28 protein-coding genes are annotated in these 26,800 nt (G+C 66.6%); 18 read left to right on the top strand and 10 right to left on the bottom strand.

The window, feature by feature from the left end; all coding sequences use genetic code 11:
* The first annotated feature begins 13 nt into the window (after positions 1-13).
* Genes JW805_00140 through JW805_00130 form a run of 3 tightly spaced genes read left to right on the top strand, consistent with a single transcriptional unit; the run spans position 14 to position 2,069 of the window.
* Positions 14-241 (top strand): conjugal transfer protein TraD, encoded by a 228-nt coding sequence (locus JW805_00140; GenBank protein ID MBN2970423.1) that lies wholly within the window; start codon positions 14-16, stop codon positions 239-241.
* Positions 238-522 (top strand): hypothetical protein, encoded by a 285-nt coding sequence (locus tag JW805_00135; GenBank protein ID MBN2970422.1) that lies wholly within the window; start codon positions 238-240, stop codon positions 520-522. The genes JW805_00140 and JW805_00135 overlap by 4 nt, the downstream gene beginning before the upstream one ends.
* Entirely contained in the window at positions 522-2,069 is a 1,548-nt protein-coding gene (locus tag JW805_00130; GenBank protein MBN2970421.1) for a type IV secretory system conjugative DNA transfer family protein, read from the top strand. Before JW805_00135 ends, JW805_00130 begins: the two co-directional genes overlap by 1 nt.
* A 526-nt stretch (positions 2,070-2,595) precedes the next feature.
* Here JW805_00130 and JW805_00125 read toward each other — a convergent pair.
* From JW805_00125 to JW805_00105, 5 genes are read right to left on the bottom strand one after another with little or no spacing between them, the layout of a single operon-like run.
* On the bottom strand, positions 2,596-3,549 hold the full coding sequence (locus JW805_00125; GenBank protein MBN2970420.1) for a replication initiator protein A: 954 nt from the start codon (positions 3,547-3,549) through the stop codon (positions 2,596-2,598).
* Between the two features lie 54 nt (positions 3,550-3,603).
* A complete protein-coding gene (locus JW805_00120; GenBank protein MBN2970419.1) occupies positions 3,604-3,900 on the bottom strand; it encodes a hypothetical protein in 297 nt (98 codons plus the stop codon).
* 2 nt (positions 3,901-3,902) lie between these two features.
* A complete protein-coding gene (locus JW805_00115) occupies positions 3,903-4,550 on the bottom strand; it encodes a ParA family protein (GenBank protein ID MBN2970418.1) in 648 nt (215 codons plus the stop codon).
* A 44-nt stretch (positions 4,551-4,594) separates the two neighbouring features.
* Positions 4,595-5,236, bottom strand: a complete 642-nt coding sequence (locus JW805_00110) for a histidine phosphatase family protein (GenBank protein MBN2970417.1) — start codon at positions 5,234-5,236, stop codon at positions 4,595-4,597.
* Positions 5,233-5,841, bottom strand: coding sequence for a recombinase family protein (locus tag JW805_00105; GenBank protein ID MBN2970416.1), 609 nt, complete (start codon positions 5,839-5,841; stop codon positions 5,233-5,235). Before JW805_00105 ends, JW805_00110 begins: the two co-directional genes overlap by 4 nt.
* A 200-nt stretch (positions 5,842-6,041) precedes the next feature.
* Between JW805_00105 and JW805_00100 the strand changes: the two genes are divergently transcribed.
* Positions 6,042-7,262, top strand: a complete 1,221-nt coding sequence (locus JW805_00100) for a transposase (protein ID MBN2970415.1) — start codon at positions 6,042-6,044, stop codon at positions 7,260-7,262.
* Positions 7,263-7,477: 215 nt separating this feature from the next.
* On the opposite strand, the gene JW805_00095 is transcribed toward JW805_00100, so the two are convergent.
* Complete coding sequence (locus JW805_00095; protein ID MBN2970414.1) at positions 7,478-8,044, bottom strand: recombinase family protein; 567 nt, start codon at positions 8,042-8,044, stop codon at positions 7,478-7,480.
* Positions 8,045-8,268: 224 nt separating this feature from the next.
* Here JW805_00095 and JW805_00090 point away from each other — a divergent pair, with 224 nt between their 5' ends.
* The 3 genes from JW805_00090 to JW805_00080 are packed head-to-tail and all read left to right on the top strand — an operon-like array spanning position 8,269 to position 11,090.
* Entirely contained in the window at positions 8,269-8,889 is a 621-nt protein-coding gene (locus JW805_00090; protein MBN2970413.1) for a TetR/AcrR family transcriptional regulator, read from the top strand.
* A gap of 54 nt (positions 8,890-8,943) precedes the next feature.
* Positions 8,944-10,566 carry an FAD-dependent monooxygenase gene (locus tag JW805_00085; GenBank protein MBN2970412.1) on the top strand — a complete coding sequence of 541 codons (1,623 nt, stop codon included), beginning with the start codon at positions 8,944-8,946 and terminating at the stop codon, positions 10,564-10,566.
* Positions 10,567-10,595: 29 nt separating this feature from the next.
* Positions 10,596-11,090: a hypothetical protein gene (locus JW805_00080; protein ID MBN2970411.1), complete on the top strand. Its 495-nt coding sequence runs from the start codon at positions 10,596-10,598 to the stop codon at positions 11,088-11,090.
* A gap of 103 nt (positions 11,091-11,193) precedes the next feature.
* On the opposite strand, the gene JW805_00075 is transcribed toward JW805_00080, so the two are convergent.
* Positions 11,194-12,312, bottom strand: a complete 1,119-nt coding sequence (locus tag JW805_00075; protein ID MBN2970410.1) for a CoA transferase — start codon at positions 12,310-12,312, stop codon at positions 11,194-11,196.
* A 237-nt stretch (positions 12,313-12,549) separates the two neighbouring features.
* On the opposite strand from JW805_00075, the gene JW805_00070 reads away from it, so the two are divergent.
* The 6 genes from JW805_00070 (at position 12,550) to JW805_00045 (ending at position 20,609) form a co-directional block, all read left to right on the top strand.
* Positions 12,550-14,097 (top strand): AMP-binding protein, encoded by a 1,548-nt coding sequence (locus tag JW805_00070; GenBank protein ID MBN2970409.1) that lies wholly within the window; start codon positions 12,550-12,552, stop codon positions 14,095-14,097.
* 47 nt (positions 14,098-14,144) lie between these two features.
* Positions 14,145-14,933, top strand: a complete 789-nt coding sequence (locus JW805_00065) for an enoyl-CoA hydratase/isomerase family protein (protein ID MBN2970408.1) — start codon at positions 14,145-14,147, stop codon at positions 14,931-14,933.
* Entirely contained in the window at positions 14,930-16,168 is a 1,239-nt protein-coding gene (locus tag JW805_00060) for a thiolase family protein (protein ID MBN2970407.1), read from the top strand. The genes JW805_00065 and JW805_00060 overlap by 4 nt, the downstream gene beginning before the upstream one ends.
* A gap of 12 nt (positions 16,169-16,180) precedes the next feature.
* Positions 16,181-17,326: an acyl-CoA/acyl-ACP dehydrogenase gene (locus JW805_00055; GenBank protein ID MBN2970406.1), complete on the top strand. Its 1,146-nt coding sequence runs from the start codon at positions 16,181-16,183 to the stop codon at positions 17,324-17,326.
* 13 nt (positions 17,327-17,339) lie between these two features.
* On the top strand, positions 17,340-18,236 hold the full coding sequence (locus JW805_00050; protein ID MBN2970405.1) for an SDR family oxidoreductase: 897 nt from the start codon (positions 17,340-17,342) through the stop codon (positions 18,234-18,236).
* Positions 18,237-18,350: 114 nt separating this feature from the next.
* Complete coding sequence (locus JW805_00045; protein MBN2970404.1) at positions 18,351-20,609, top strand: TonB-dependent receptor; 2,259 nt, start codon at positions 18,351-18,353, stop codon at positions 20,607-20,609.
* On the opposite strand, the gene JW805_00040 is transcribed toward JW805_00045, so the two are convergent.
* A complete protein-coding gene (locus JW805_00040; protein ID MBN2970403.1) occupies positions 20,606-21,535 on the bottom strand; it encodes a LysR family transcriptional regulator in 930 nt (309 codons plus the stop codon). The two genes, JW805_00045 and JW805_00040, sit on opposite strands and share 4 nt — an antisense overlap.
* Positions 21,536-21,689: 154 nt before the next feature.
* On the opposite strand from JW805_00040, the gene JW805_00035 reads away from it, so the two are divergent.
* From JW805_00035 to JW805_00020, 4 genes are all read left to right on the top strand, one after another.
* Positions 21,690-22,592 (top strand): LysR family transcriptional regulator, encoded by a 903-nt coding sequence (locus JW805_00035; protein ID MBN2970402.1) that lies wholly within the window; start codon positions 21,690-21,692, stop codon positions 22,590-22,592.
* A gap of 140 nt (positions 22,593-22,732) precedes the next feature.
* Positions 22,733-24,202, top strand: a complete 1,470-nt coding sequence (locus JW805_00030) for an aldehyde dehydrogenase family protein (GenBank protein MBN2970401.1) — start codon at positions 22,733-22,735, stop codon at positions 24,200-24,202.
* A 114-nt stretch (positions 24,203-24,316) separates the two neighbouring features.
* Complete coding sequence (locus tag JW805_00025) at positions 24,317-24,505, top strand: hypothetical protein (GenBank protein ID MBN2970400.1); 189 nt, start codon at positions 24,317-24,319, stop codon at positions 24,503-24,505.
* A 25-nt stretch (positions 24,506-24,530) separates the two neighbouring features.
* On the top strand, positions 24,531-25,496 hold the full coding sequence (locus JW805_00020) for a Dyp-type peroxidase (protein ID MBN2970399.1): 966 nt from the start codon (positions 24,531-24,533) through the stop codon (positions 25,494-25,496).
* Here JW805_00020 and JW805_00015 read toward each other — a convergent pair.
* A complete protein-coding gene (locus JW805_00015) occupies positions 25,493-25,813 on the bottom strand; it encodes a hypothetical protein (GenBank protein ID MBN2970398.1) in 321 nt (106 codons plus the stop codon). The genes JW805_00020 and JW805_00015 overlap by 4 nt on opposite strands.
* Positions 25,814-25,946: 133 nt before the next feature.
* Positions 25,947-26,444, bottom strand: coding sequence for a hypothetical protein (locus tag JW805_00010; protein ID MBN2970397.1), 498 nt, complete (start codon positions 26,442-26,444; stop codon positions 25,947-25,949).
* A gap of 116 nt (positions 26,445-26,560) precedes the next feature.
* On the opposite strand from JW805_00010, the gene JW805_00005 reads away from it, so the two are divergent.
* Positions 26,561-26,800: hypothetical protein (locus JW805_00005; GenBank protein MBN2970396.1), on the top strand; the 240-nt coding region annotated here is incomplete at its 3' end.

The following is a 26,800-nucleotide window of genomic DNA, read 5'->3' as shown; positions in this document are numbered from 1 at the left end:
GCGAGGCTGGGTCGTGCAACGGCGCGAACGCACCCGCCACCTGATCGAGCTAGGCGGCCTCGTTCAGAAGGCCGGTTTGGTTGATCTCGCTGACGACGATCGCGCCACCATTTACGGCGCGCTGCTGGAACTGGTCGGCCGTGCTCGCGGTGATGACGTCGGCGATATGGTGGCACTCTGGAACCGACGCGGCAAGCGGGCCTTCGACGCGGAAGCGGAAGGCAAGGAGACGGTGGCATGACGACGCTCGACCTTGACGCGCTCCGGACGGAAGTTCGCGCGCTCGACTATGTACGCGGCACGCCGGCGGAAGCCGCGATGTGGCGCGAGGATGACGCTGACTCCCGCGCCAATCTCGCCATCGAGGGCATGGACCTGAACGCGGAGGATGAGGCGCTGTTCGACATGCTTCGCGACGAGGCCGTGCCCCCTCCCCTCGCCACACAAATCATCCTGAAGCTCTACGATCATCCTGACGCCGATCCGGGGCTGGCGATCACGCCGCTGGAGCGGGCCGACTGATGCCCGGCAGGCGGATCAGCCCGCTGTTCGCGGTGCTCGTCGCCGCGGTCGTGCTGTTCGCCAGCCACAGCTGGCTCAAGGGCATCTTCGGCTATGGCGAGATTGCCACCGACATTCCGTTCCTGCTGGCCGGCGCGATCCTGTTCCTGGCCTGGCGCGTCAATCGCCGCGCCGCGAACCGGCGCAGCTCGCTGCTCGGCTCGGCCCGCTTCGGCGATCGGGGAGACGTGCGCCGGCTTGAGGGAAACGGGGATCTTCTGATCGGCCGCTCCATCGAAGGCGGCAAGCTGCTGCGCTACGACGGACCCGCCCATCTGCTGACGATGGCCCCTACCCGCTCAGGGAAAGGCGTCGGCACGATCATCCCCAACCTGCTCACGCTGGACCGCTCGGTGGTCTGCATCGACCCCAAGGGCGAGAATGCCCGCGTCACAGCCCGTGCGAGGGCCGCCAAGGGCGATGTGTGGTGCCTGGACCCCTTCGGCGTCTCGGGGCGCCCCACGGCCCGCTACAACCCTCTGGCGTGGCTTGATCCGACCAGCCCCGACTTGGCGGAGGATGCACAGACGATCGCCGATGCGCTGGTCCATGACGCACCGGGGCAATCGGGCGAGGCACACTGGAACGAGGAAGCCAAGGCGCTGATCGCCGGCGTGATCCTGCACACCGTCGTCCACGAGCCCCCTGCCCGCGTCACGCTGGCGACCGTGCGCGACAAGCTCACCCGCGATCCCGCCGGCTTCGCCACGCTGCTCGCCGACATGCAGGCCAGCACCAGCGCCGGCGGCCTCATCGCGCGCGCCGCCAATCGCCAGCTCGGCAAGTCGAACCGGGAGGCCGCGGGCGTGCTCTCCTCGGCGCAGCGCCACACCCACTTCATGGACAGCCCGCGCCTGGTGGACAGCACCTCGGCATCCGACTTCCGGTTCGCGGACCTGAAGGAGCGGCCGGGTACCGTGTTCCTGTGCCTCCCGCCCGATCGGCTCGACACCTATGCGCGCTGGCTGCGGCTGCTGGTCGGGCAGGCCGTCACCGACATGGCGCGATCCCCTGCCCGCCCGGCAAGCCCGGTGCTGTTCCTGCTCGATGAGTTCGCAGCCCTCGGCCGACTGGAGCCGGTGGAACGTGCGATGGGGCTGATGGCGGGTTATGGCCTCCAGCTCTGGCCGATCCTTCAGGACATGCACCAGCTCCGCGCGCTCTATGGCGAACGCGCCGGCACCTTCCTGTCCAATGCCGGCGTGGTCCAGACATTCGGGGTCAACGATCATGCGACGGCCGACATGCTCTCGCGCACGATCGGCGACACCACGATCGAATATGAGACCGCCAGCACGTCACAGAAAACGAGCTGGTTCGACAGCCCGGACCATTCCACCAGCGTCAGCGGCCACGTCGCCGCGCGCAGGCTGGTGACACCGGACGAAATCATGCGGATGCCCGCCGACACCCTTCTGCTGCTGCGGCAGGGCGAACGCCCGCTCTGGGCGAAGAAAATCCGCTATTACGATCAGCGCGAGTTCGCCCGCCTGTTCGATCCGGCGTGATCGTACACACCGGCAAGGTGCAACGGTGAGCTTTGGGATATCGCCTGACCTGCCCTGTCCGCCGGGCCTAACGCTGACAGGCACACACCGCCCGATCCGCTTTGCTTCTCCTGGAAGCCTGCGGCCGATAGGCCGCCCTTGTGACGGCGATAGCCGGCACGAAACAAAGGCGCATTGGCCCGTAGGGTCAATTCCGCAATGTCTTCGAGCTATCCGGGTGCGGAGTGCTGGTGGGTTAAGAGATTCTGTTAAATAGGAATCGTTAAGAAGGTTAAGGCTGGAAAATGGGCCAAAAAACCCACGTTTCCTGCGGCCTTCCGGGAACCCCCGGTGTGTGATCCCACGTGATTCGGTGTGTGATCCCACGATAGTAGGGTGTGTGATCCCACGACGCTTCGGTGTGTGATCCCACGACAATTTAAGTTCGATCTAGACTGTGAATACGGCTGCCTGACTATGTGTGGAGCGCCAGCTTGGAGCGCCTATGAGTTTCCTCGTGGCACCCCGGTGTGTGAAACCACGATAGTCAGCGCCCGCGAGCGAGCTTGTCCATAAGATCGTCCACCTCGGCCGCGCGGCGTCGATCGGCTTCGACTCGGCTCCGCCGCTCTTGCTCGGCCTCCAACCTAGCGGCCAGCGCCAGTGCCTCGGCTTCGCCGCGTAGGCGGAACAACACGGCAGGGCTGCCGTCTGCCGTGGCTGCCATCTCCATAGTGTAATCGGGAAGCTGGTCGGCCTCCACGACTTTGCGAAGCATCCTGTTGAACTCCTTGGGCTTGCTGTCGCTGCCGGTTTTGTCGCGCAGCACCTCCACCCGGCACGTCCACCCACCCTTTTGGTTGCCGGCATGTTTGCGTGCGATGCGGTACAAGGCGCGCTCTAGCCCGCCAGTCAGCAGGAAATAGTCCTGGTGCATGGTGAGCAGCGACCGCTCTCCCATGATGCCCTCATAGACCCAGTCCGATAGGGTGATTGTCATGCCCCGGGGCTGATCCGTGTCGGGGTCCACCTCCAGCGTCCACTTGTCGAGCCAATTGAAGCCGGCCTTGGTGCGCCGCTTCGGCGCACGGATAGACGTCGATATGGAGGTCGTCTGAAGCCGCTGGAGCGCGGCTTGCAACTCCTGATAGGCCCGGCCGCTAGTGTCGCGCTTGATCGCCCTTAGCAGGTCATAGGACGTGGTTCTAAGCGTCCGCGGAAGATCGTTGACCCCCTGCTCCCGCATCCGGTTGAGTGTCGAGGCTGCCCATATGAGAATATCGGCGTCCCATATCGTCGCCATGCCATATGCCGGGATCGCCTCGATCTTCACCCACGTTTCGCCATCCGGACTGCTATATTCGATCGGCTTCACCCGCTTGCGCTTCTGAAGCGAGAAGAACGGCCGCTCCATCGTCTCCCGCTGGTCCTTCAGCGGAAGATCGCCCATCAGCGGGATAAACAGGTCGAACTCAGGATTAGGGTTCGGGCGTTTGGTCATGCAGCATCAATCCTGCCATCCTGCACACTTGGGGATGTGCAGGTGTGCACACTATCACGCACGGCCAAATTGCCGATCAGCATCGTACTTGGCGACCAGTTCGCTGATCGCTTCGGCGAGAAGGTCCTGATGGCTGCGCCTCGTTCGTGCCGCCAAGACCCGGAAGGCCTCGGCCGTGGGGTCCGCCGGGTCGAAATAGGCACCGAGATGGTATTTGCCTGGCCGCTTCCCGCTCGATCGGGCGCTGCTCGCCGACGACACCGGAGTTGCGATCGGCGAATTATCCGCCTCTGCCTCGCGACGGGTTTGTGGCGCCACTGCCGGGGCCAACAGAGATGTCCGCTTCGCCATGTTCAAGCCTTCACGTTTGCAGGTGTGCAATTTATCAAATCATCAAGGAGGTGCTTCTGCAAGGCTGCAACCTCTTGGGCAGCCTTGCCTTTTGGCTCATGCTCGATGACGCCCAACCCGTAGGGCCAAGCTGCACGATAGGCGCTACGCTCTCGTAGAACGGTGCGCGCAACCCGGAGGCCGGTCGCTTCGGCAAGTGTCCGCGCGTCGTCCAGCAATGTGGACGCAGTTGGGGGAGCGGCGTTCAGCACAACAACGCCTGCCCGCCCGGTGCTGGTGATGAGTTGGGCAGTCCGCTTGATCGCATCCAGGTCGATAAGCGAGGGACGGCAAGGGATCACCACGAGGTCCGCGCGCTGGGCTGCGGCTGCGGCTTCCGCACCGGCAGCCGGTGGCGTGTCGATGATGGTCAGAGCAAACCCGTTTGCTTCGGCAGCATCTATCGCTTGGTCGAGCCGGCGCGCGCTGATCGGCTCCACATGGGGCAGCTCGGCCTCACGCCGTTCGCTCCACGCCGTTGCGCTTTCCTGCGGATCAAGGTCAAACAGCGCCGTCCTGATCCCGGCCGCCTGAGCGGCGACCGCAAGATTTACTGCCAGCGTCGTTTTACCGACTCCGCCCTTTTGCGCTGCAAGTGTGATAATCTGCACGTGTGCACACCTTCATTTCTGATACTGTGACGTTATGCACAATATCAGAATGGCACAACCCTGCTGTGACTCGCGCCCGGTGGTTCGTGGCTCCAACCTGCATCCGATAATGCGAAGTGCACCAGCTCCGCGTTGCCGATCGCAGGCGGCTCACCCTTTCGCCAGAAGCCCAGCATCTTGCCACGATCGTCCAGCGTGCTTTCTGTCACGACCGCACGCACCGCCTGGATGAACTGCCCGTGGCTGAACACATAGGCGAGGCCGGGGGAGGGCAGGGCGGCAAGCCGTGCCAGCACCGCTTCAGCACGGCGAAGCAATGCCCCGAAGCTCTCCGCACCCTCCCCGTCGCAATAGGCGGGATCGGCGTCGGTCCAGTACCGCTCCAGATGGGGCATTCGCTCGCTGCTGCGTGTGCCGTTCCACTGGGAGGGCTGGAGATAGGTAAACTCCTCGATCGGCCACACCTCCACCGGGACGACCGGAAAGCGCTGGATCGTCGCCTCGGCCGTCTGACGGGTGCGAAGATAGGGAGAGGTCACGATCAGGCTGGGCGTCTCGGTCCAAGCCCGCGCTACCTCCCGCGCCTGACGCCATCCCAGCTCGGTCAGCTCGATGGATGCGAGGTCATGGCAGGGCACGCCGGCGTTGCCGGTGCTCTGCCCGTGACGGATGAATACGGCCCTCATGCCGCCGCCTCCTTGTCCGCCAGCTCCCGCAATCCCTTGTAGAGCGTCGTGCGGCTCACGCCGTACCTTTCGGCTACGGCTGTCACGGTCGCGTCGGGGTCGGTCAACAGCAACCGGGCTTCGCGGAGCTGCCGGGAGGTGAGGGCAGGGGGGCGCCCGCCCATGCGTCCGCGGGCGCGCCCTGCCGCCAGACCGGCACGGGTACGTTCGCCGATAAGGTGGCGCTCGAAGTCAGCGAGGCTGGCGAAGATATTGAACACCAACTTGCCTGATGCCGTGGTCGTGTCGATCGCCTCGGTGACGCTCTCAAACGCGATGCCGCGGCTTGCCAGCTCGTTCACTGTCGCGATCAGGTCCGGGAGCGATCGGCCAAGCCGGTCGAGCCGCCACACCACCAGCGTGTCGCCGGCACGCAAGGCCTTCATCGCCTGCGCCAGCTCGGGCCGGTCGGCGTGCTTGCCGGATGCGTGCTCCGAATAGATCGGCTCGCATCCCTTGGCGCGCAGCACGTCAAGTTGCGGAGCGAGGTCCTGGTCGGCGGTGGACACGCGCGCATATCCGATCCGACGTGTGCCAGCCTGGCCGGGCAGGGGGGTGGCAGCCATGTTCAACATTCAACCTGCGACAGGGGTTTTCTGATCGCAGTTTTTCGCACGGGTTATTGAACAATTCAATGCCGCGAAACGCCAGCTTTCCTGCTGCTGCCGATGGTGTGCATCAAACGGCCGGGGCTGTTGAAAAAGGCCGGGTGATCCGATCGCGCTCCTGACGGGTTCCCTGCTTCGACACATCGGGAGCAGCGGCCATGATGGGTGAGCAACAGCGAGGCGGCAAGGCCGCAAGTTGGCGGGCGCTGGGAGCGATGATCCCCGCCGATCACATCCTACGCAGGATAGACGGGCTGATCGACCTGGGCGAACTGCGCGATGCGCTCGCCCCGCACTACAGTCACCGTGGGCGTCCCTCGATCGCGCCCGAATTGCTGGTTCGCATGGCGATGATCGCTCGCCTCTATGGCATCACGTCGGAGCGCCGGCTGTGCGAGGAAGTCCGCTTCAACCTCGCCTACCGCTGGTTCTGCCGATTGCCGCTCGATGCGCCCGTGCCGCACCACTCAACGTTCAGCAAGAACCGGCATGGCCGCTTCCGCGATGCCGGCATCTTTCGCATCCTGTTCGAGCAGACGGTGCGGCGCTGCGCCAACGCGGGGCTGATTGCCCACAAGGATGCCGCAATTGACGCGTCGTTCGTCGCCGCTGATGCAAGCTGGCAGCGCAAGATGCGGGACGCCGACATGGCCGCGCCCCGGCTTCCCCGCCCGGTTTGTGAATGGCTGGCGGATCAGGCCAATGCTCCACCGCAGGATTATGGCGTACCGCGTGGCAAGCCGGCCGAGGTGTCACGCACCGATCCGGCGTCGGCGTGGTCGGCGCGCACGGCGCGGGGGCGGTTCGGCTATGCCTTCAATGTGCTGATCGACACGCCGGGAGGGGTGGCGATCGATGTGGAGGCCAGTCCCGCCCGCTTCGCAGCGGAAGTCGATGCGGGGCGGACCATGCTGGCACGGGCCGACGATCGGTTCGGCTACCGGCCAAAGCGTGTCGCGGCCGATACCGCCTATGGTAGCGCCGCGTTCCTGGCGTTCGTCACCGATCGCGGCACCATCCCGCATATCCCGGTGCTGGAACGATCCGAACAGACCAAGGGCAAATTCCCCCGCGAAGCCTTCCGCTATGAACGGGAGCAGGACCGCTATGTCTGCCCCGCTGGGAAGACACTACCCTTTCGCGGTGCCGATCGTCGGGCCGGCTTCCTCCGATACAGCGCCAGTCCCGCCGATTGCCGCGCCTGTTACCTCAAACTGAAATGCACCGCAGGCAGCAACAGGTCGGTGACGCACAGCGAACACGAGGACGTGCGCGAGCTGGTGCGCGGCGAAATGCAGACGCCCCTATTCAAGCGGCGATGCGGCTGCGTCGGAGCGTCGAGCGGGTGTTTGCCGATGCCAAGGGTAAGCGGGGGCTAACCCGTTTGCACCTTCGCGGCCTGCGCGGTGCCGAGGAAGAGTTTTTGTTGGGCGCGGCCATTGCCAATCTGGTGCTATTGGCCCGTCCTGACGCACGACCGGCACGGACCCGCCGCCCGCCCCCGCCCCCGGTGCCGGAACGGATCGACCACATGGCCCGGATCAGCCGGGGCCGGTTTGAGCAATCCTACTACGCGACGATCTTCTGAGACCGATTAGCCGGGTTCGCGCTCGGCCGCAGGGAAGTGGCGATAGAAGGTGGAACGGCCGACCTGGAGCAGCTTTGCGACCTTCGCCGGTTTGTCGCCGGCCTTGAGCAGCTTGCGGGCTGTGTCGAGCATGTCGGGCGTCATGACCGACTTGCGGCCTCCACCCGTGCCGCCCTTTGCCCGTGCCGCTGCCAAACCGGCAATCGTCCGTTCCTTTATCAGTTCGCGCTCCATCTCCGCGACGGAAGCGAGGATATGGAACAGCAGCCGGCCTGATGGGGTGGCCGTGTCGAACCCGTCCGTCAGCGATCGGAAATCTATCTTGCGAGCGGACAAGTCTGCCGCCAGTTCGATCAGGCCCCCGATCGATCGGCCAAGGCGATCGAGCTTCCATATCACCAGCGTGTCACCGGCCCGCACGAAGTTGAGAGCTTCGGTCAGACCGGGCCGGTTCAGCTTCGCGCCGCTCACCTTGTCGGTGAACAGCTTTTCGCAGCCGGCCTTGGTCAGCGCGTCGGTTTGTAGCGTCAGGTCCTGATCGGAGGTCGAGACACGCGCATAACCAACCAGCATGAGTCCCGTTATCCCATCTCAAACAGCGAATTTCGAGACTCATATTTCGGGAACATATTTTGGGAAAGCCCTTGGCGGGGATACGGCGGAATTTTGTGTCGGTGACAGTCGTCCCGTTGGAGGTTCCTTTGCGGGAAGGCAGCCACGTACGGCCGGAGTTCCGTGGGTAGGTAAGAAGGTTGTGAGCTTTCGACGGGGGAAGCGGGATCGTGTAAGCCTAGCGTATGGACGAGGAGCAACCACCTTCAAAGGAACCCCGTCGCCGTGATCGCGCCAGGAGCGAGGCGGCCCTGCTGGATGCCGCGCAGGCGGAGTTCAGCATCCACGGCTTCAAGGCCACGACCACCCGCGCCATCGCGGCGCGGGCGGGCTGTTCGGAAGGGCTGATCCAGAACTATTTCGGCGGCAAGGAAGGGCTGCTGATGGCGGTGATGCGCGCCGGGGCGGACGAGCAGGCTGCCATGCGCGACACCGGCTTCTTCGATCGGCCCCGTGCGTCCAGCGCCGAGGCGGAAGTGCGCGAACTCCTCGACTTCATCACCGGCGCCATGCGCCGGCTCGCGCCTCGCCTACGCATCCTGTTCGATCGGGTGCTGCTGGATGCGGGGTTCGCCCGCCGCTTCGCCGACATGACGCCGCGGCGCACCCTCGTTGCGTCGGTCGCGGACCGGCTGCGCCGCGAGTGGCCGGCCACGTCCGATCCGGACCGGACCGCCGACGCAATCGTCTCGTTCGGCTTCGAGCTGGGATTCGTTCACCCGGAACTGCTTGGTCGCGACGAGCAGCAGGTCACCGCGTTCGCGGCCCATTACGCCTCCTTGATCGCGCCGGCACTAAGGATGTAACTTTACTGACTGATTGATCAGTTATATGGTCAGCCGTCTTCGAAAGGGCTGATCGTGACGGCAGACGTGATCTCGTGCGACGTGCTGGTGATCGGCGCCGGGCCGACCGGCCTGATGGCGAGCTACCTACTGCGCCGCTGCGGCGTCGATGTCCGGGTGATCGACAAGCGCGCTGAGCCTTCGGCCGAGTCGCGGGCTGGCGTCATGTCGTCGCGCTCGGTCGAGCTGTTCGCCTCGCTGGGGCTCGCGGACCGGGTGTTCGCGCACGGCGTGCCCAACAGCGACTTTGACATCTTCGTCGGCGGCAAGCGCGCCGGGGGCTTCCACTTCGATCACGCCCATGCCGACGACACGCCATACCGCTTCATCACCATGATCCCGCAGGCCGGGACGGAAGCGGTGCTGATCGAGGCGCTGACCGATGCCGGCCTGGTGGTGGACCGCAGTGTAGAGGCCAAGAGCTTCCGCGATGACGGCGATGCGGTCGTCGTGGAGGCGGCCGGGGCGGACGGCTCGCCTCTGACGTTCCGGGCGCGCTACCTGCTCGGCGCGGATGGCGCGCACAGCTTGGTCCGCCACCAGCTCGGCCTGTCATTCGAGGGGGCGAAATACCCGCAGGCGTTCCTGCTCGGTGACGTGCAGGTCGACTGGGACCTGCCGGAAAAGCGCTTCCGCGTCTTCCTCAACGGCGATCGGCTCGGGCTGTACGTGCCGTTCCAGGGGCAGGGCGCGGCGCGGGTGATGACCACCGACCTCGACCCGCAGCCGACGCAGGATCAGGCCTGGTCGCATCTCGACCTCGCCGACCTCCAGGCCGGGTTCGCGGAGGCGGCGGTGCGGCCGGTGCGGCTGCACGATCCGGTGTGGCTGACCCGCTTCTCGTCGCAGCACCGGGTTGTGGACCGCTACCGCGTCGGTCGCGTGTTCGTCGCGGGCGATGCCGCGCACATCCATTCGCCGGCCGGCGGTCAGGGCATGAACACCGGGCTCCAGGACGCGGCCAACCTCGCCTGGAAGCTGGCGGCGGTGCTGAAGGGCGATGCCGGCGACGCGCTGCTCGACAGCTACGAGGCCGAGCGGCTGCCCGTCGCGCACCACGTCCTCGAACTGTCCGACCGCATGTTCGACATCAGCGCCTCGCAGACCGGCTGGCGCGCGAAGCTGCGCGATGCGCTCGCGCCGCTGGTGATCGGTCCCGCCTCGCAGCTCGACCGGGTGCAGACGCTCGCCTTCCGCGCGCTGTCGCAGATCGACGTCGGCTATGCCGAGCCCGGCGCGGCCAGGGACGGCAAGGCCGGTCCGCAGGCTGGCGAGCGTGCGCCCGATGCGCCGCTACGCCGGGGCCGAGACCTGTTTGATCTGATCGCGGGCTACGGTTTCACCGCGCTCGCTTTGTCGCGCAAGCGGCTCGATGCGGAGACGGCCGACCGGCTCGCGGCCGGGCTCGATGCGATGCCCGGCGTAACGCCCCGCATCGCCGCGCGGCTCGACATGCCGGCGCACCCGCGGGTGGAGCGAGTCGAGCGCGCCGAGCTGTTCGCGGCCTACGGCCTTCATGCCGACGACGCGCAGGCGCTGCTGCTCGTGCGGCCGGACGGCTTCGTCGCCTGGCGAGGCGACGGCCTCGACACGACCGCCTGCCAGGCTGCGCTTCACCAGCTGCTGCACGCCGCCTGACCTCTTCCGACCGCCAACGGAGTTCCACCATGCCCACCGTTCCGTTCACGACCCAGGCGCGCGTCCAACGCTTCAAGGATCAGCGCTGGCTGATCGACAAGATCGTAGAGCTGGCCGGTCCCGAGTTCGACCAGACGCGCCTCCACTACTACGCCGCGCCGATGAGTTCCGATTGGGCCGGCGGCGTGATGGGGCTCGCCGGCCAGATCAAGCGCTATGACGACATGACCCGCGAGTTCGCGCGCCTCGCCCGGCGCTACGAGCTTCAGGCGATGGCCGCCGACAGCCAAGGGCACCACGTCACCGCCAGCGACGGCTTCTTCGCCGCTTCGGTGATGTACGGCGCGGCGCAATGGCCGATCTTCGAGAACACCGACCTCAACTACGCGCTCGAGCGCAAGAAGACCGAGTGCTACCAGGCCGCGCCCACCGAACGCTCGGGCGGGATCGGCGCGCATGGCCCCGACGCCGCGCCCGCCACATCGGGCGCGCCACCGCCGTGTCCCGTTCATCGCAGAACCTGACGAGGTTCCGGACACGCGAGAATCGCGCCTCGCTCCCCCCCCCAAGCGCGCTTTCCGCAACGCGGGACCATAGGCAGCCAGCAGCCGGCCGCCCTCGAAGCCGTCAGGGTCGGCTCCGCAGATCCCGCCATTCACGTATGATTGCACCCGGCCGGGACTCGCTGACGGAACGTGTGCTTGACATGGCAGATGTCGTCACCGAAAACCGTGGCGCGGGCACTGCCTGGAGCACGCCGTCGATGCTCCGGTAGATCTGCCGACCGGCCATATGGGCATGAGATGCGGCCTCGTCCGGGTCGAGCACGGGCGCGAAGCAGGCGTCGGTTCCTTCCAGCAGCGCCGACCATTCATCACGGGTGCGTTGCCGGAACAGCGCCTCGAAACGCCGCCTGAGATCGGGCCAGCGCGCCGGATCGTAACCATCGGCGAAATCGGCATCGTCGGCGAGTCCCAGCTTCTCACGGAGCAGCGCATGGAATTTCGGTTCGAGCGAGCCGACCGAGACGAACCGGTCGTCCGCGCAGCGATAGGTCGCGTACCAGTGCGGCCCGTCGAGGATGCTGCGGCCCCGCTCGCTGACGAAATGGCCCGCCGCCTTCAGGCTGAGCAGCAGGTTCATCAGATGGGCGCTGCCGTCGACGATCGCGGCATCGACCACCTGTCCCCGGCCGGTCGAACGCGCGCTCAGGATCGCGGCGAGCAGGCCGACCGCGAGATAGAGCGCGCCGCCACCGAGATCGCCGACCAGGCTGGGAGGGGCCACCGGCGGCGTGCCGGGCTGGCCGGCGTACCAGAGCGCGCCTGACAGCGCGATATAGTTGATGTCGTGCCCGGCGGCCTGCGCCAGCGGACCGTCCTGTCCCCAGCCCGTCATCCGCCCGAACACCAGCGCCGGATTGCGGGCGAGGCAGACGTCGGGACCGAGGCCCAGCCGTTCCATCACCCCGGGCCGCATCCCCTCGATCAGGGCGTCGCCATGCTCGATGAGGTCGAGGACCGCTGCCACGCCGTCGGGCTGTTTCAGGTCGAGCTGGATGAACCGCTTGCCGCGGTCGAGAATCGACGCGCTGCCGAGATCGAGTGCGTCGGGATCGGGCGCGGGCCGGCCCACGACGACGACGTCGGCACCAAGATCGGCAAGCAGCATGCCGCAGAACGGCGCGGGACCGATCCCGGCAATCTCGACGATCCGCACGCCCGCGAGCGGCCCGTGATCCCTCATGCGCCATCCTCTCCCTTGATAGGCTCCAGGCCGGATCGTGGCACGATTCCGTGTCGGCCGAACATGAAGAACAGGAATATCGCGCGACCGAAATGCATTGGACAAGTCGGCCGCGCTTTCCGATCTACGCTCAATAAAATGCCGGTTACGGCGTGCGTGGAGAGGCCCGATGGCGCATATCCTGACCTGCCCGATCTGCCGTGTGCAACCCCGCGCCGCTGCCGCTCGGGAGCATGGATGATGGAGCTGCGCACCCAGCTTCGACGCGCGGCCGCCTATTTCGCGAACCGCGAGGCGCTGGTCCACGGCGATCGTCGCTTCACCTTCGCCGAAGCGTGGTCGCGCGGGGTGCGGCTGGCGAACGCGCTGGCCGATGCCGGCCTCCAGCCCGGCGACAGGGTCGCGACGCTCGAGAAGAATTCGGTCGAGGCGGTCGATATCTTTCTTGCCGCGGCGATCGGCAACTTCGTTCGTGTGCCGCTTTATGCGCGAAACCGGCGCGAGTCCCACGATCACATGATGCGTCACACCGGATGCCGCGTGGCGCTGGTCGACGAGGCGCTGTTGCCTGAGATCGCCGGGCTGGACTCGGAGGTGCCGGGCCTCGACCGCCTGATCGTGCGTGATGCGCGCTACGAAAACTGGCTCGCGCAGGCATCGGACATCGATCCCGATCCGGCGATCGCGCCCGACGACATCCTTGTCATCCGTCACACCGGCGGCACCACTGGCGCGCCGAAGGGCGTAGCCTATACCCATCGTTCCTGGATGACGATCTGCGGCGGATTCCAGGCGGTCGGCCCACGACCGGAACCGGGCGCGACGGTATTGCACGTAGGCCCGCTGTCGCACGCCTCGGGCTTCATGTTCTCGCCCTATTGGGCGATCGGCGGGCGCAACGTCATGATGGAGGCGTTCGACCCTGAAGGCTTCCTCGATATTCTACAGCGGGAGGAGGTCGGTTACGCATTCGTCGCCCCGACGATGCTCAACGCCGTCGTCCATCACGGCAACCCGCATGGGCATGCCTTTCCGAAGCTGAAGTGCCTGCTCAGCGCCTCAGCCCCGATCTCGGAGGCGACGCTACGCAAGTCTTGCGAGATCTTCGGCGACGAGGTGCTACACTCGGCGTACGGACAGACCGAGATATTGCCCGTCACGTCACTCGGGCCGAGAGAATGGTTCGGCCGGACCGAAGGGTCGACACCGCTTCAGTCGGTGGGTCGGGCGATGCCGTTCGTCGATCTGGAGATCCGCGATGCGGACGGGCGCGTGCTCGGACCCGACGAGCCGGGAGAGATCGTCGCAAGGTTCGAGAACGGCCAGATGCAGGGCTTCTGGAACGATCCCGAGGAGACCGCGCAGCGCATGGTCGACGGCTGGGTGAAGACCGGCGACGTCGGCCGGATCGACGCCAACGGCTTCCTCTATCTGCTCGATCGCGCCAACGACCTGATCGTGTCGGGCGGGTACAATATCTACCCCGCCGAGATCGAGAACGTGATCGCCGATCACCCGCTGGTGATCGCCGCCGCCGTGTTCGGCATCCCGCACGAGAAATGGGGGGAGACGCCGCTCGCGCGGGTCGTCGTCGCGCCGGGCACGGTGATCTCCGAACAGGAGATCACCGATCTCGTCAGCCGGCGGCTGGGGTCGTTCAAGAAGCCCGGGCAGGTCGTCTTCACCACCGATCCTCTGCCGCTGAGCAACGTCGGCAAGGTGCTGAGGTCGAAGCTGCGCGAGCCCTATTGGGCCGGCCATGCCAGCCGGATTTCGGGCGCATGACCGCCGACCGTCCCGCCGCATCCCCCGTCACCCCCATGGAACATGCCATCCCGTTCGAGACCATTGTCGTCGAAAAGCGCGGCCCCGCCTGCTGGGTGTGGCTCAACCGCCCGGCGGCGCTGAACAGCCTGACGCTCGAAATGGCGCATGAGCTGGAGGCGGCGATCACGGCCGCCGAGGCCGACCCGGCGGTGCGATCGGTAGTGGTCACCGGGGCAGGACGCGCATTCTGCGCGGGTGCCGATCTTGCGGCGCTCCATGCGCATGGCGGATCGATCGCCGCGCCGCTGGGCGACTTTCTCGCCGAGCTGGGCCGTGTCTTCACGCGGATCGAAGCCTCGCCCCTGCCGACGATCGCATTGGTCAACGGGCTGGCGCTGGCCGGCGGACTGGAACTCGTCCTGTGCTGCGATCTCGTGGTCGCCGCCGACAGCGCGCGATTTGGCGATGCTCACGCGAACTACGGACTGCTGCCCGGCGGCGGCGGCTCGATCCGCCTGCCGCGCAAGATCGGCCCGGCGCGCGCGGCCTGGTTGATGATGACGGGGGAGTTCTTGCCCGCGGCGGACATGGAGCGCGCGGGGCTGGTGAGCCGGATCGTGCCGGGCGACGCGCTGGTCGAGACGGCGCAATCCTTGGTCGAGACGCTCGCCACCAAGAGCTCGCTCGGGCTGGCACGCATGAAGGAACTGGCCGCGATCGCCGACGGCTGTTCGCTGGAGGAAGGCCTGCGCCGCGAACTGGAGATCGTCGCCGACTACGCCACCTCGCACGACCTGCAGGAGGGGCTGACGGCCTTCGCTGAAAAGCGCCAACCGGAGTTCACGGGACAATGAGCGACATCTTCATCGCCGGCGTCGGCATGACGCAGTTCGGCAAGCAGCTCGATCGCAGCCTGAAAGGTCTGTCGGGCGATGCCGTGGCGCAGGCGTTCGCCGATGCCGGCTGCGGGCCGGCGGATATCGACGCGGTGTTCTTCGGCAATTGCGTCCAGGGCCATATGGAAGGGCAGGACATGATCCGCGGCGAGCTGGTGGCGCGCGCGGTCGGCATCCAGGGCGTGCCCGTCGTCAACGTCGAGAACGCCTGCGCCACCGCCTCGACCGCGGTGCACATGGCGAGTGCCTATGTCCGCTCGGGCGCGGTCGATGTCGTGCTGGCGCTGGGCGCGGAAAAGATGTGCTCGCCCGACAAGGCGCTGATGTTCAGCGCGTTCGACGGCGCGTGGGACGTGCATGAGACGGCGCGCAACCGCGATATCCTGCTGGCGATGGGAGAAGGCGTCGCCGTGCCGGAGGGATCGGTATCGACGCAGCCCTACAGCGTCTTCATGGACATCTATGCCGCGATGTCGCGCGCGCACATGAAGACCTACGGCTCGACGCAGGCGCAGATCGCGGCGGTCTCCGCGAAGAACCACATGCATTCGGTCAGCAACCCGCTGGCGCAGTACCGGATACCCTACACCGTGGAGGCGGTGCTGGCGGCGCCGCCGATCGTCTTTCCGCTGACGCTGCCGATGTGCTCGCCGATCAGCGACGGGGCGGCGGCCGCGGTGATCTGCAACGCCGCCGGGCTGCGCAAGCTGACCGCTTCCGGCGGGCGGGCGATCCGCATCCTCGCCTCGGTGTTGCAGACGAGCTCGGAACGCAGCCCGTATGATTACGACCGGCACGTCACCCGGCTCGCCGCCACGCGCGCCTATGCGGCGGCGGGGGTCGATCCGGCGGATGTCGATGTCGCGGAAGTGCACGACGCGACCGCGATGGGCGAGATCATCGAGATCGAGGCGCTGGGCCTCGTGCCACCCGGCGAGGGCGGCGTCGCGGCGGAGCGCGGCGATACCGTCATCGGCGGCCGCATTCCGGTGAACCCGTCGGGTGGCCTCGAATGCAAGGGCCACCCGATCGGCGCGACCGGCCTCGGCCAGATCTACGAACTGGTCGCGCAATTGCGCGGCGAGGCGGGCGCGCGGCAGGTGGACGGCGCCCGGATCGCGGTCGCGCAGAACGGCGGCGGGGTGCTGGGGGTGGAGGAGGCCGTGGTCGCGGTCACCGTCCTCGGCCGATAGGGAGCGAAGAGCATGGATTTCCTGCCCGGTGACGAACAGCGGATGGCCGTCGAGAGCGTCCGCCGCTTCCTCGACGACAAGCTCGAACCCGAGATCCGCGCGCATGGCCCCGGCTTCATCCCGCGCGACCTGATGCGGCGATGGACCGGCGAGCTGACCCGGTTCGGCCACATCGCGGCGCCGCACGACGAGGAATGGGGCGGCCTCGACATGGGGTGGCTGACGCATCTCATGATCTTCGAGGAAATCGTCTATTCCTCGCTCGACGTCGCCATTCCGGGCTTCATCAACGCGGTCGGTGCCGAGCTGATCCGGCGCAGCGCCTCGCCCGAACTCCAGCGGCGCTACCTGCCCGGCCTGATCGCGGGCGAGCTGTTCGTCTCGATGGGCATTTCCGAACCCGATGTCGGCTCGGACGTGGCGGCCGTGAAGACGCGCGCGGTGCGCGACGGCGACCATTGGGTCATCAACGGCGAGAAGACGTGGATCACCAACGGCGCCTATTCGGACGTGCTCGTCTGCACCTGCCGCACCGGCGAAAACGAGATCAGCCATATCCTGATCGACCGCGCCGAAAGCCCGTACGAGGTGCGCGACATCGAGAAGATGGCGCTGAACGGCCAGTCGACCGCGCAGATCTTCCTCACCGACTGCCGCGTGCCGGTCGGCAACATGCTGGGCCAGCCCGGCGACGGGCTGCGCAACACGCTGAAGGTGTTCGAGATCGCGCGCTGCCACATGGCGATGTGGAGCATCGGCATCGCCCGTCGCGCGCTGGACGAGGCGATCGCCTACGCGAAGGAGCGCACGCAGCATGGCCGCAAGATCGCCGGGCATCAGCTCATCGCCGAGAAGCTCGCCACCATGGCGACGCAGATCGACGCCGCGCGGCTGCTGACGCACCGCGCGATCTCGCTGGTCGATGCCGGCGTCCGTGCGGAAACCGAATGCGCCATGGCCAAATGGTATGCGACCGAAATGGCGATCGGCGTGACCCGCGACGCGCTCCAGATCCACGGCGGCAACGGCGTGACGCGCGAGTTCATCGTCGAGCGGCTGGTGCGGGAGGCGATCATCTGCCCGATCCCCGACGGCACGACCGAGATCCAGAAGCTCATCATCTCGCGCGCGCTGACCGGCGTCGGCGCGTTCCGCTGACGGGAGCACGATCATGACCGAAGAACTTCGCTACGACGGCCGCGTCGTGATCGTCACCGGGGCGGGCGGCGGGCTGGGGCGCCAGCATGCGCTGATGTTCGGCGCGCGGGGTGCGCGCGTCGTCGTCAACGATCTGGGCGGGGGACAAACCGGCGGCGGAGGTTCGTCCGCCGCCGCCGACAAGGTGGTGGAGGAAATCCGCGCCGCCGGGGGAGAGGCGGTCGCGAACCACGATTCCGTCACCGATGGCGCGCGTGTCGTCGCGACCGCGCTCGACGCGTTCGGCACGGTCGATGTCGTCGTCAACAACGCCGGCATCCTGCGCGACGTCAGCTTCCACAAGATGACCGATCAGGACTGGGAGCTGCTGCAGGACATCCACCTGAACGGCACGTGCGCCGTCACCCGGGCGGCGTGGCCGGTGCTGCGCGAGAAGGGCTATGGCCGGATCGTGATGACCACCTCGGCGGCGGGCATCTACGGCAATTTCGGCCAGGCGAACTATGCGGCGGCGAAGCTCGGCATCGTCGGCCTCGCCAACGCGCTGGCGGAGGAGGGGCGAGCCAAAAACATCCATGTCAACACGATCGCGCCGATCGCGGCGTCGCGGATGACCGAGACGGTGTTCCCGAAGGAACTGCTCGATCGTCTGCGACCCGAAGCGATCAGCCCGCTGGTCGGCTGGCTGGCACATGAGGCCTGCGCGGAAACCAAGGGCCTGTTCGAGGTCGGTGCCGGCTATATCGCGAAGCTGCGCTGGGAGCGTTCGCACGGCCATCGTTTCGGTGGCACGACCGATTTCACACCCGACGATGTGGCGCGTCACTGGGCCGGGATCACCGACTTTACCGACGCCGAGCACCCAACCACGATGAACGAAAGCCTGACCGCCGTTCAGCGGACGGCATGACGACGATCCAGGACATGAGCCGAGGGAATAGATCGCCCGCGCATTGAATTGGACGGCGCGCACGAGGCAGGTGATCCTGCCTCGACAAAAATACAGACAATATGGAGAGGGGCTATGAAATACTGGCTGCTGACGTCTGCCGCCTTGGTTTCGGCAGGGCCGGCACATGCGCAAGAGGCGCCGGCACCGACTGCCGCCGAAGCCGGACCACAGGGGCAAGCGCCTGCGCAGACCGGGGCCGATGCTCCCGCGCCACCGGCGGCCCGGACGCCTGCACCGGCGGGAACCGCAGCGCCTGCATCGAGCGCCACCGAAGCACTGTCCGAAGACATCGTCGTGACCGCCACCAAGAAGGGTTATGGGGAGAGCGTGCAGAACGTGCCGGTCGCGGTGACGGCGTTCGGCGAGGCTCAGCTCGACGCGAAGTTCGTCCAGAACCTTCAGAGCCTCAGCTACGACGTGCCCAACGTGCAGCTCGACGGCGTTGGGACCGCGCCGGGATATGCCAATTTCACCATTCGCGGTCTCGGCATCAACAGCACCATCCCGTCTATTGATCCCACCGTCGGCGTCTTCGTCGACGGCATCTATCTGGGCATCAACGCGGGCGTCGTGCTCGATAACTTCGACCTCGAGGGGGTGGAGGTGTTGCGCGGACCGCAGGGGCTGCTGTTCGGCCGCAACGTGACGGGCGGCGCGGTGGTGATGCGTACGACACGTCCGAGCTTCACGTTCCGCGCCAACGCCAAGGCTTCGGTCGAGACCGGCCTGAAGAAGACCGTCAGCGGTATGGTGACGGGGCCGCTGATCGACGACGTGCTGGCGGCCAAGCTGGCGGTCTATTACAGCGACGACGACGGCTGGTTCCGTAATCGCTTCGACGGTCGGAGTTTTGGCAGGTCGCGCGACATCATTGTCCGCCCCGCGCTCTCCGTCAAAGGCGGGGACGATTTCCGCATGGACATCCGCTACGAACACGGCGACGTCGATGGAGACGGGGCGCCGGTCCAGAGTCACGCGGTACTCCCGCGTGACACGTTCGCGCTGTCGATTGATTTTCCGGGCTTCTACAAGGCGATCTGGAACCAGGCGATCGTCGAAACCAATGTCGATGTCGGCTTTGGCGACGGTGTCATCACGAACATCTCGGGCTACCGCCAGTTCCGCTCGAGAACCGCGACCGACATCGATGGCACGCCGCAGTCATTCTTCAACGGTTTCTTCAACATCGCTCAGAAACAGCTCAGTAACGAGCTGCGCTATGCCGGTAAGTTCGGCTCTGTGGAAGTGACGACCGGCCTGTATTATTTTACACAGGATCTGGCCTATGCCGAGCGGCGCAACCTTCTCGGCAACAGCCGCATCGTTTCGGGGGGCGGGACTCAGGACCAGACGACATGGGGCATCTTTGCGTCCGCCGACTGGCATTTCGCGGACACGCTGACGTTCAATCTCGGTGGTCGCTATAGCTGGGAGCGCAAGGCCGTGCGCATCTCGACCCTGCGTGCCGACGGCTGCGACCTCGACACGCTGCGCTGCGCGACGAACTTCGTCGACAGCAACGACTGGAAGAGCTTCACACCGAAGGTCGGGCTGCAATGGAAGCCCGATGACCAGACGCAGGTCTATGGCTTGTATACGCGTGGCTTCCGCAGCGGTGGCTATAACCTGCGCAACACCGATCTTGGCGTGCCGCCCGGCCCCTTCGATCAGGAGGTCCAGGACAGTTTCGAGATCGGGACGAAGAAGCAGTTCGGACGCAGCCGGCTGAACCTGGCAGCCTTTCATAACCGGATGAAGGACCTCCAGCGCGAGATCAACCTGCCCGGCCCGCTGGGCATCAGCCAGGTGATCCGCAACACCGCCGACGCGACGATCCAGGGCGTGGAGGCGGAGGGTCAGTTCTTCATCCTGCCCAACCTCGTCCTGTCCGGGCAGCTCGGCTATGTTCACGGCCAGTATCGCAACGTCCGCTTCGACATCAGCGGCGACGGCGTCATCAACGGCATCGATCGCGACCTGAAGCTGCCGCGGCTGTCACCCTGGACTTATGGCGCCGGGCTGACCTACGATCAGGCGCTGGGCGCGCTGGGGAGCGCGACCGCACGCGTGGATTTCACCCATCGCGACACCGCCCGGTTCACCGACAACAATGTCGGCTTTCTGCCTGCTGCGGACATGCTCGATGCGAGCCTCACCTATAACGCCGCGAGCCGCAAATGGCGCCTCTCGGCCTACGCCCGCAACTTGCTGAACGAAGTGACTTATGGTGGCGATACGCCGCTCACCGTCGCGTTCGGCGGACCGGGCGCCAGCCTGTCGCCGCTTAACAAGGGGAGGGTCATCGGCGGCGAGTTCGCGCTGAACTTCTAGCCGTTCGTCGCCGGCGCCTCGCTCCGCGGCGCCGGCGTCCAGGCCTCGCGGACGCGGGCGATCAGATCCCGCGCTGCCGGCTTGATCTGCCAGCGCGCGCGGGCGGCATAGGCCAGCACCAGCGGCTCCAGCAGTCCGGTATCGGGCAGCGCGACGAACCCATCGCGGAACCAGCGGCCGGCGGTGAAGGCTTTGGCCACCAGCCCGACGGTGTCGGTCGCGGCGACGATCTGCCGCGCCAGCGGGAAATAGTCGGTCATGTGCACCCGATCCTCCGGGCGCTGACCGTCCTGCTCGTAGAGTTGCTGGATGATCGGCGTATAGGGTTCGGACGACGACGGCACGACGAAATCGAACTGCGTCAGCGCCCGCTTGTCGATCGAATGCCTTGTCAGGATCGGGTGCTCCCTGCGCACGAACGGAAGGATCTCGATCGTCGCGATGCGATCGCACTTGAACTGCGGCCAGCCGGAAAACGCGGCCTCCAGCCCGAATGCGACGTCGATGTCACCGCGCGACAGCAACTGCACCGCCCGCTCGCTGTTACCGGAGACGGTTTCGAAGCGCACGCCGGCATGTCGTTTCAGGAGCGCGATCGCCGGCCCCGTCATCAGCCAGTCGATCGATCCGGGGAAAAGGCCGATGCGAAGCTGCCCCGCGAACGGGTCGGCGCCCCGGTCGCGCTCGCCGAACAGGTCTGCGGCATCCGCCAGCAGCCGTGCCGCCCGGTCGATGAAATCGCGACCCTCCGGCGTCATCGCCACGCCGCGCGACGTCCGGTTGAAGATCGCGAAGCCGAGTTGCTGCTCCAGATCGGCGACGCTCTTGGTGATCGCCGACTGCGTAACCCCGACCGCCTTGGACGCACCCGAGAAAGACCCGACGCGGGCCACGGCCACCGCATATCTCAGACGGGAATCCAGCACGGACGGATTCTACGCCGGCCCCGTCTCGTCGCGCAACAGGTCGACACCGTGGCCGGCGCCCCGAAGCGTCGTCGCCGTGCAACGCCGCGCCCCAGGCCGGTGCCCGGGATGATCGGAACATGGCCACGCCGCGGGATTGCCTTAGACTGGCGTGATGCGCGATCTGACCCCGCTCATCATCTTCGCCCGCGTCGCCGATATGGCGAGCTTCACCAGGGCCGCCGAAAGCCTCGGAATGCACAAGGGGCGTGTGTCCACCGCGGTGCGTGACCTGGAAGCGACGGTCGGCGTCCGGTTGCTCCATCGCACCACGCGTGCGGTTCATCTGACCGACGACGGTCGCGCTTTCCATGCGCGTGCCATGGAATTGCTCGCCGAGGCGGAAGGTCTGGACGCCATGTTCACGCAGCACGGCGGCACGGTGCGCGGCCGGTTGCGCGTCGATGTGCCGACCGAACTGGCCCGCGCGATGCTGATCCCGGCGCTGCCGGCGCTGCTCGCCGCCCATCCCGGACTGGAACTTGAAATATCCAGCACCGATCGGCGCGTCGATATCGTGCAGGAAGGGTTCGATGGCGTGTTGCGGGTCGGGACGATCGGCGACGACAATCTGATCGCACGGCCGCTCGGCGCGCTGCGCATGGTGAACGCCGCCAGTCCCGCCTATCTCGCGCGATATGGCACACCCCTGACGCCGGACGATCTCGTCCGTCAGGGCCATCGGATCGTGCATTATGCACCAGCTCTGGGGACGAGGAGCTTCGGTTGGGAATATCCCGACGGCGACGGCTATGCGACCCTCGGCCTGCCGGGTGACGTCAGCGTCAACAATGTCCAGACGTATCATGCCGCCGGGCTGGCGGGCATCGGGCTGATCCAGGCGGGTCTCGCAGCGATGCAGCCGCTCTTCGACAGTGGCGAGATGGTCGAAATCCTGTCTGCCTATCCGCCGGAACCGTTGCCGGTCTGGTTCGTGGTGGCCCACCGCCGCAATCTGTCGGCCAAGATGCGCGCGTTTCTGGTCTGGGTCGAAACCACGATGCAGCCCTACCTCTGACCGGATTGTTTCTGGCATCAATAACAGTGCGTTTTTCGTCCGCCGGTTTATCGCGAAGGCGGGGAACAGTATTTCCTTCGTCACGGCAGGATCCGATCGGTTCGATCGACGGCGTCCGCCAGACGGAAGGAAACGGTTTCATGGCCATCAACCACCAACAGCTGCTGATCGCTGGCGCATGGACGCCGGCGTCGGACGGCGCGACCTATGAATCGCTTGACCCCTATTCGGGCGAACCGGCGACCCGTGCCGCCGCCGCGACCGTCGCGGATGTCGATCGCGCCGCCGACGCCGCGCACAAGGCGTTCGCCGGCTGGGCCGCGCTGCCGCCCAGCCGGCGCCGCGCCTATCTGCTCGCCGCCGCCGACGCGCTGGAAGCGCGCAAGGACGAGATCAGCGCCGCCGTCACCGCCGAGATGGGCGGCCCGGCCGCCTGGGGCGAATACAATGCCCGGATCATGGAGGAGAAGCTGCGCTACGCCGCCGGCGCCGCCTATGAGGGGCTGACCGGCGAGGTGATCCCGTCGGAAAATACGAACCGCACCAGCGTCGCGATCCGCAAGCCGGCCGGCGTCGTGGTCAGCATCGTGCCGTGGAACGCGCCGGTTCTCCTGATGGCCGCCTCGGTCCCCGCCGCACTGATCCTCGGCAACACCGTCGTCATCAAGGCGTCGGAGCAGACCCCGCGCACCCACGGCCTGGTCGCCCAGTGCTTCGAGGATGCGGGCTTCCCGGCCGGCGTCGTCAATTTCATCACCAACGCGCCCAAGGACGGGCCGGCGATCGTCGATGCGCTGATCGCGCACCCGGCCGTGCGGCGCATCCACTTCACGGGATCGACCAGGGTCGGCAAGATCATCGCGGAGAAAGCGGCGAAATATCTGAAGCGGGTGGTGCTGGAACTGGGCGGCAAGGCGCCGTTCATCGTCCTGAAGGACGCCGACCTCGATCGCGCGGTCAATGCCGCGGTGTTCGGCTCGTTCGCCAATTCGGGCCAGGGCTGCATGTCGACCGAGCGGATCATCGTCGAGCGTCCCATCGCCGAGGAGTTCACCCGCCGGCTGGCGGCCGCGGCAAAGAAGCTCAAGGTCGGCGACCCGCGCGCGAGCGACACCATCCTCGGCCCCGTCATCAACGATGCGTCGGTCGGGCACCTGACCGGGCTGGTCGACGACGCGGTGGCCAAGGGTGCCGGGCTGCTCGCCGGCGGCACCGTGCAGGGCCGCTGCTTCGCCGCCACCGTGCTGGCCGGCGTGACCGCGGACATGCGCGTCTTCCGCGAGGAATCGTTCGGTCCGTTCGCCTCGATCGTCACGGTCGATAGCGCGGAGGAGGCGCTGCGCGTCGCCAACGACAACGATTACGGCCTGACCGGCGCGATCTTCAGCCGCGACGTGACGTTGGCACTCGACATGGCGAAGCGGCTCGACACCGGCATGGCGCACATCAACGCGGTGACGCTCGACGACGAAGCGCAGGCGCCGTTCGGCGGCGTGAAGGACAGCGGCTACGGTCGATCGGGTGCGATGGTCGGGCTGGAGGAACTGACCGAGATCCAGTGGATCACGATCGAAGGAACGCAGGCACCGCGCTATCCGTTCGGGGAATAGCTCGAACGCTTGCGACCCCTTCCGCGCCGGCGCATCTCTTGCCAACGCGCATGGCGGGATCGATACCGGCCCTCAAGGCAATGGCGCACGCGCGGCATATTCGGGAGACGTCACATGGCGAAACCGGCAATCGTTCCCGCTCACGGCTTCCGGGGCGAAGCGGCGCCTTGGGCCAACCCGGAAATGTCGGGCCGGATGGACGCGCGCAAGACCATCCGCCTCGACGCGAGCCATGCTTCGCTGGCCTTTCGGCGCGACGCGGTGACGGGCCTGATCGACGATGCCGCCAGCGCCTTGTCCTGACACACAAGCGACGAATGGACGAACGATGACCGGACAGACCTGGGAGCGTGTGCCGATCGACGCGCAGAGCGTCGAGGCGCCGCTGTCGCAGGCGGCAGTGTTCCTCGTGGTGGCGGTCGAGCCGGACGATCGGGCGCTGGCGCACGTGCGCGAGACGCTGGCGACGGTCGACGACCTCATCAAGACGGTGGGCTTTCGCGATCTGGCCGGCCGGTTGTCGTGCGTGGTCGGCGTGGGCCATGACATCTGGAGGCGACTTGCGAAGACCGCACAGATGCCGGCGGAGCTGCATCCGTTCAAACCGATCGTGGGCGCCAAGCATCAGGCTCCCGCCACGCCGGGCGATCTGTTGTTCCATATCCGCGCTGAGCGGGTCGATCTGTGTTTCGAGTTCGAACGGCTGCTGCTGGCGGCGCTCGGTGAGGCGGTGCGGGTCGTGGATGCTGTGTCCGGGTTCCGCTATTTCGACGCACGCGACCTGCTCGGTTTCGTCGATGGCACCGCCAATCCCGCCGGTCACGACATTCCGGCCGCCGCGCTGGTAGGCGAGGAAGACCCGGATTTCGCCGGCGGCAGCTATGTCGTGGTGCAGAAATACCTGCACGACATGACGGGCTGGAACGCGGCGGGAGCAAGCGCACAGGAAGAGATCATCGGCCGGACCAAGGTCGATAACGTCGAGCTCCCCGATGCCGGCGCGGACGCGCAGAAATCGCACAAGACCCTCAGCACGATCGTCGATGAGGATGGCACCGAGCACGACATCCTGCGCGACAACATGCCGTACGGCGATCCCGCGCGCGGCGAGTTCGGCACCTATTTCATCGGCTATTCGCGACGCCTTTGGGTGATCGAGAAGATGCTCGAGCGGATGTTCGTCGGCGATCCGCCCGGCCGCCATGACCGGCTGCTGGACTTTTCCACGCCGAAGACGGGGACGACATTCTTCGCGCCGTCGCGGCGTGTCCTCACCGGGCTGTGCGGCGGCTAACCGCGATGGTCGGCGACGATCGCCTCGCCTAGCGTCAGGGTTTCGGCGATCAGTGCTGGCGCGACGGGCGGCGCACCTGTCGTGTCCGCCATCCCGATGATGGTCTTGCACAGCGTGTGAAAGCGCACGATCCGCTCGGCATCCTGTTCGTCGAGACTGCCCAGATGCGCGCTCAGCGCGTCGTAAACCGCCGCCAGTTCGCCGTGATAGGTGAGCGGAAAGATCGCGATGGGGCCGTCCGCTGTGCCGGCCTTGCCGAACTGCAGGTCGAGCAGATGGCGAAGCACGGCGACCTCGGCGACCAGGCCGGTCATCATCGCGCGCCGCGTTTGACGCGACGAGCGCCGGGGCGAGCAGGTAATGCCCCACGCCGCCCGCCAGCGATCCCACCAGCGCCGCGACGATCGCCGTTACGTTCACCATCGACCGGTCTCTCTTGCACCCGCCACGTCAGAACACCGCCGCGATCATCGTCAGCAGATTATCGACGAACCGTCGCGGCAGCGAACGCGCCGCGATGCCGCCGTGGTCGATCTCGATCGCATCCGCGAGCCACGCGCGCTGATGCGCGGCGACCCGTTCGGCGAGGTCGGTTGAATCGAACAGGATGTTGTTCTCGAAATTGAGGTCGAGGCTGCGGCGGTCCATGTTGGCGGAACCGACCAGCCCGAGCGATCCGTCGGCGATCAGCGTCTTGGCGTGGAGCAGGCCGCCGCGATATTCGAAGATGCGCACGCCGGCCTTCGCCAGCACCGGGTAATAGGCTCGGCTGATCGCGCCGACGATGCGGTTGTCGTTGCGGCGGGGGAAGATGATACGCAGCGCGACCCCCCGCCGCGCCGCCGCCACGATTGCGCCGATCAGCGGCGGATCGGGGGCGAAATAGGGCGTGGTGATCGTCACCGTCTCGCGCGCAGCCGCCAGCACGGCGACGAACAGATCGGTCATGGTCCCGCGCGACGACAGAGGCCCCGTCCCGACCGCGATGGCCGGAAAGCCGTCGGGCAGCGGCGACGGCGGCGGCTTACATTCCGCACGCCGACCACCGGGTCGAGGCGGTCGAGGTGCGGTTCGGCGATACCACCGTGCCCGGCTGGTTCCACCTGCCCCCCGGCTATGCCGAGGGCACTAAGCTGCCCTGCCTCGTCATGGTCAGCGGCATGGACGCGTTCAAGGAGTTGCAGATCGGCGGCTCGGCCGACCGCTTCCTGCGCCGCGGCTTTGCGATTCTGATGCTCGACGGCCCCGGCCAGGGCACGTGCCTCACCCGCGCATCTGGTACGATCCCGACCGTCAGGGCGCGC

Origin of the sequence: Roseomonas aeriglobus, from assembly GCA_016937575.1 — a bacterium.
Lineage (GTDB): Bacteria > Pseudomonadota > Alphaproteobacteria > Sphingomonadales > Sphingomonadaceae > Sphingomonas > Sphingomonas aerigloba.
The sequence above is the reverse complement of the archived record's forward strand: the minus strand, read 5'-3'. Positions and strand labels throughout refer to the sequence as shown.